The sequence below is a fragment of the Mycobacterium sp. genome, from assembly GCF_050701515.1.
GTDB lineage: Bacteria > Actinomycetota > Actinomycetes > Mycobacteriales > Mycobacteriaceae > Mycobacterium.
This window is the reverse complement of the sequence record NZ_JBOGDB010000095.1, coordinates 1-4,728: the sequence shown is the minus strand read 5'-3', so window position 1 is coordinate 4,728 and position 4,728 is coordinate 1. Positions and strand designations below refer to the sequence as shown.

General features: G+C 68.4%; 5 protein-coding genes and 1 pseudogene. 4 read left to right on the top strand and 2 right to left on the bottom strand.

The features are described 5' to 3' along the window. Window positions 1-3: 3 nt before the first annotated feature. Complete coding sequence (locus ACRDU5_RS08385; RefSeq protein WP_526614019.1) at window positions 4-786, bottom strand: class I SAM-dependent methyltransferase; 783 nt, start codon at window positions 784-786, stop codon at window positions 4-6. Between the two features lie 19 nt (window positions 787-805). On the opposite strand from ACRDU5_RS08385, the gene gatA reads away from it, so the two are divergent. Together gatA and ACRDU5_RS08375 are read left to right on the top strand one after the other, a co-directional pair. Continuing rightward, window positions 806-2,257, top strand: a complete 1,452-nt coding sequence (gatA, locus tag ACRDU5_RS08380) for an Asp-tRNA(Asn)/Glu-tRNA(Gln) amidotransferase subunit GatA (protein ID WP_526614018.1) — start codon at window positions 806-808, stop codon at window positions 2,255-2,257. Window positions 2,258-2,271: 14 nt separating this feature from the next. After that, window positions 2,272-3,303 (top strand): 6-phosphofructokinase, encoded by a 1,032-nt coding sequence (locus ACRDU5_RS08375; RefSeq protein ID WP_526614017.1) that lies wholly within the window; start codon window positions 2,272-2,274, stop codon window positions 3,301-3,303. A gap of 3 nt (window positions 3,304-3,306) precedes the next feature. On the opposite strand, the gene ACRDU5_RS08370 is transcribed toward ACRDU5_RS08375, so the two are convergent. Beyond that, the gene (locus ACRDU5_RS08370; protein WP_526614020.1) at window positions 3,307-4,002 is read right to left on the bottom strand and encodes an NAD(P)-dependent oxidoreductase; all 696 of its coding nucleotides are present in this window, start codon (window positions 4,000-4,002) and stop codon (window positions 3,307-3,309) included. Between the two features lie 74 nt (window positions 4,003-4,076). Here ACRDU5_RS08370 and ACRDU5_RS08365 point away from each other — a divergent pair, with 74 nt between their 5' ends. Together ACRDU5_RS08365 and ACRDU5_RS08360 are read left to right on the top strand one after the other, a co-directional pair. Next, the gene (locus ACRDU5_RS08365; protein WP_526614016.1) at window positions 4,077-4,550 is read left to right on the top strand and encodes a MarR family winged helix-turn-helix transcriptional regulator; all 474 of its coding nucleotides are present in this window, start codon (window positions 4,077-4,079) and stop codon (window positions 4,548-4,550) included. A gap of 24 nt (window positions 4,551-4,574) precedes the next feature. Continuing rightward, window positions 4,575-4,728 (top strand): annotated as a pseudogene (locus ACRDU5_RS08360) (Asp-tRNA(Asn)/Glu-tRNA(Gln) amidotransferase subunit GatB); the annotation flags it as partial.

Genomic DNA, 4,728 nt, shown 5'->3' with positions numbered 1-4,728 from the left:
ACGTCACGTCGTGCGGGTAGCGCGCAGCGAGAACGACTGGGGATGCGGGTCGCCGGGCAGGCGCCACATCCCGTCGTCGCCCTGCACCATCTCGTCGCGGTCCTGCCACACGAGGAACGGGTGCTCGTGGAGGAAGTCGATGCGCAGACCCGCGTCGGCGAGCGACGTGACGATCTCCGCCATGGGGTGCATCCACTCGTACGCCTCGTTGTGAACGGTCGGCGCGGTGACATCGGCGTACGTGCCGCTCTCGTCGTCGCGGAACGGCTGGGTGCGGAAGTACGACCCGCTGTACTTCATCGTCATCGGGTGCTGATCGGCCACGTACACGAACGCGCCTGGCCGCAGAAGTGACGCGATCGTGCGGGCCCACGGCGCGAGGTCGGGCAACCAGATGAGCGCGCCCCACGACGTGTAGACGACATCGAACACACCGTCGACGTACCGGCGGGCGTCCTCCACCGTCGAGTGCACGAAGGTCGCATGGTCGGCGACACCGATCTCCTTGGCCAGCGCGCGAGCGGCGTCGACCGCGGGTGCGGAGAAGTCGACGCCGACGACGGTCGCGCCCCGGCGGGCGAAGCTCAGTGTGTCCACGCCGATGTGGCACTGCAGGTGGCAGAGGCGGATGCCGTCGACCGGCCCGATCTCCTCGGCCTCGAACGGCGCGACCAGGTGGTTCGGCCGGCCGGCCTTCCAGCCGTCGAGGTCGTAGAAGCGCGACCCGACGTGGATCGGCACGCGCTCGTCCCACATCCGCCGGTTCGCTTCGACCCGCTCGTCCACGGGATGGGAGTCTGTCGGCATGCCGAAGCCGTGGTCGGGAGATTCGTGCTCGCTCGTCGACGCCTTCCGTCGCCGGGAGCTGGCGCCGCTCGAGGCGCTGGACGAGTGCCTCGCGGCCATCGAGTCGTCGGAGCTCAACGCGTTCTCGCACGTCGCCGCCGACGAGGCGCGCGCCGCCGCGAAGGACGCCGACGTGTCGCTGCCGTTCGGCGGGGTGCCCATCGGCGTCAAGGAGCTCACCGCCGTCGCCGGCTGGCCCGACACCGAGGCGAGCCTCGCGTTCAAGGGCCGCGTCGCCGACCACGACGCCACGATGGTCGCCCGCCTGCGCGCCGCGGGCGGCGTGCTGGCGGGGCTCACGACGGCCAGCGAGTTCGGCGGCATCAACGTGACCTACACGCGGCTCAACGGCCCGACCCGCAACCCGTGGGACGTGGAGCGGGTGCCGGGCGGATCGGGCGGCGGCAGTGCGGCGGCGCTGGCCGCGTTCCAGGCACCGCTGGCGATCGGGTCGGACACCGGAGGCTCGATCCGTCAGCCCGCGGCGCTCACCGCGACCGTCGGCGTCAAACCCACCTACGGCACGGTGTCGCGCTACGGGCTGGTGGCCTGCGCGTCGTCGCTGGACCAGGGTGGGCCGTGCGCACGCACGGTGCTCGACACCGCGTTGCTGCACGAGGTGATCGCCGGGCACGACCCGAAGGACTCGACGTCGCTGGACGCCGAGGTGCCCGACATCGTCGCGGCGGCCCGGGCGGGTGCGGGCGGCGACCTGCGCGGCGTCAAGGTCGGCGTGGTCCGCCAGTTGCGCGGTGACGGCTACCAGGACGGCGTGCTGGCGTCGTTCAACGCCGCGGTCGACAAGCTCACCGAGCTCGGCGCCGAGGTGTCCGAGGTGGACTGCCCGCATTTCGATTACTCGCTGCCGTCGTACTACCTGATCCTGCCGTCTGAGGTGTCGTCGAACCTGGCTCGGTTCGACGGCATGCGTTACGGGCTGCGGGTCGGCGACGACGGAACCCACAGTGCCGAGGAAGTGATGGCGCTGACGCGCGCGGCCGGCTTCGGCCCGGAAGTCAAGCGCCGCATCATGATCGGCGCCTATGCGCTGTCGGCGGGCTATTACGACGCGTACTACAACCAGGCGCAGAAGGTGCGCACGCTGATCGCGCGCGATCTCGACGAGGCCTACCAGAAGGTCGACGTGCTGGTGTCGCCGGCCACCCCGACCACCGCGTTCCCGCTGGGGGAGAAGGTCGACGATCCGCTGGCGATGTACCTGTTCGACCTGTGCACGCTGCCGCTGAACCTGGCCGGACACTGCGGCATGTCGGTGCCGTCGGGGCTGTCACCCGACGACAACCTGCCGGTCGGGCTGCAGATCATGGCACCGGCGCTGGCCGACGATCGGCTCTACCGCGTCGGCGCCGCCTACGAGGCCGCCCGCGGCCCGCTTCCGACGGCCGTGTAAGGGAGGATGAGGCCATGCGGATCGGAATCCTGACCGGAGGTGGTGACTGTCCCGGCCTGAACGCGGTGATCCGGGCGATAGTGCGCACCAGCGACGTGCGGTACGGCTCGTCGGTCGTCGGGTTCCAGGACGGCTGGCGTGGACTGCTCGAGGATCGGCGCATCCAGCTGCGCAACGACGACCGCAACGACCGCCTGCTCGCCAAGGGCGGCACCATGCTGGGCACCGCGCGCGTGCATCCCGACAAGCTCAAGGCCGGGCTGGACCAGATCAAGCAGACGCTCGACGACAACGGCATCGACGTGCTGATTCCGATCGGCGGCGAGGGCACGCTGACCGCTGCGCACTGGCTGTCGGATGAGAACGTTCCGGTGGTGGGGGTGCCGAAGACGATCGACAACGACATCGACTGCACCGATGTGACCTTCGGTCACGACACCGCGCTGGGTGTCGCCACCGAGGCGATCGACCGGCTGCACAGCACCGCGGAATCACATCAGCGGGTGATGCTCGTCGAGGTGATGGGCCGTCATGCCGGCTGGATCGCCCTCAACGCCGGGCTGGCATCGGGAGCACACATGACGCTGATCCCCGAGCAGCCTTTCGACGTCGAGGAGGTGTGCCGGCTGGTCAAACAACGGTTCCAGCGCGGCGACTCGCACTTCATCTGTGTGGTGGCCGAAGGCGCGAAACCCGCGAAGGGCTCGATGCAGTTGCGCCAGGGCGGCATCGACGAGTTCGGCCACGAGAAGTTCACCGGGGTGGCGGCGCAGCTGGCGGTCGAGGTGGAGAAGCGGATCAAGAAGGAGGTGCGGGTCACGGTGCTCGGCCATGTGCAGCGCGGCGGCACGCCCACCGCCTACGACAGGGTGCTGGCCACCCGGTTCGGGGTGAACGCCGCCGACGCCGCGCACGCGGGCGAGTACGGCGTGATGGTGTCGCTGCGCGGCCAGGACATCGGCCGGGTGCCGCTGGCCGACGCCGTGCGCCAATTGAAGCTGGTGCCACAGAGCCGATACGACGACGCCGCGGAATTCTTCGGTTGAGAATTACGCGCTCTTGAAGGCTTCGCGCCGGACCATCTGCCACATCGTCGGTGTGTTCTCCGTGGTGGAGACGACGACGGTCTTCCCGTCAGCGGCGCGATCGCTTGCGAGCTTGACCAGATAGTCGGCCAAGTCGATGCGGGCGGTGAACCCGCCGACAGGATCGACCTCTCCCGCAACGTAATTCGTCGGCTCGGGCAAGTCGAACAGTCCCGACGGCCGCACGATCGTCCAGTCCAGACCACTGTCGCGCACGATCGTCTCCATGCGGCGCTGATCATCGTAGGTGCTCTTGCCGATCGTGCGGGTGATGACGGGTTCGAGGACCCGCAACGCGAAAGGCGTATCGACACGGTCCGGATAGGGGTAGGCGCCCGTCGAACTCACCACGACCAGCCGCCGCACTCCCGTCTCCCGCATGGCCGCGGCGATGTTGCGCACACCCACCGAGTACATGTCGATGGGACGCATGCTGAACGGCACACCCAACGTCGACAAGACGGCGTCGGTACCGCCGACCACGTCCAGCGTCGACGCGGCGTCGCGCACGTCGCCGCCGGCCACCGTCAGGCGGGGATGGGTGATCGGGAACCCGTCCGGATGCCGCGTCACGGCCACCGCCGAGTGACCGGCTTCCAGTACCCGGCTGGTGAGCAATCGGCCGGTCTGGCCGTTGGCTCCAAAGATGACGATGTTCATATTCGCTTCCCAACTGGTCACTAGCAATGATTATCATTATATAGGACTATCACTTGGCGTGCTAGTGTCGGCGCATGAGCGATGACTCGGCCGGCATCGCCGCGCTGCACCAGCGGATTCCGTTTCTGCTGTCTCAACTCGGCGTCTACCTCGCCGAGGATTTCGTCCGCCGGCTGGAACCCTTCGGGGTCGAACCGCGGACCTACGCGGTCCTGAAGGCGCTGACGGAGCACGACGGTCAGTCGCAACGGCAGTTATCGACGCAGCTCAAAATCCACCGCAATGTCATGGTGACGGTCATTGACAACCTGGAACGCCAAGGGCTGGTCAAACGGATGCCGCACCCGGGCGACCGGCGGGCGTTCGCCGTGACCCTGACCGAAAAGGCCCGCGAACTCCTGCCCAAGCTCGATGCCGAGGGCCGCGCCCAGGAAGACGAGGTCACCGCGACGCTGACGGCCACCGAGCGCAAGACGGTGCTGCGTGACCTGCAGCGGATGTCGGCCGCCGCCGGCCTCATCCCCGGTGTGCACCCCAAACTGGCATAGCCGGCTCCCACTACGATCGTTCGTATGACTGTTGCGCCCGCAACCGAACTGCTCGACTACGACGACGTCGTGGCGCGCTACGAGCCGGTGCTCGGGCTGGAGGTGCACGTCGAGCTGTCGACGGCCACCAAGATGTTCTGCGGCTGCGCCAACCGGTTCGGCGCCGAGCCCAATACCC

Coding starts and splice junctions, on each gene's coding strand:
- ACRDU5_RS08375 (WP_526614017.1), top strand. CDS start 2,272: ATGCGGATCGGAATCCTGACCGGAGGTGGTGACTGTCCCGGCCTGAAC.
- ACRDU5_RS08365 (WP_526614016.1), top strand. CDS start 4,077: ATGAGCGATGACTCGGCCGGCATCGCCGCGCTGCACCAGCGGATTCCG.
- ACRDU5_RS08370 (WP_526614020.1), bottom strand. CDS start 4,002: ATGAACATCGTCATCTTTGGAGCCAACGGCCAGACCGGCCGATTGCTC.
- gatA (WP_526614018.1), top strand. CDS start 806: ATGCCGAAGCCGTGGTCGGGAGATTCGTGCTCGCTCGTCGACGCCTTC.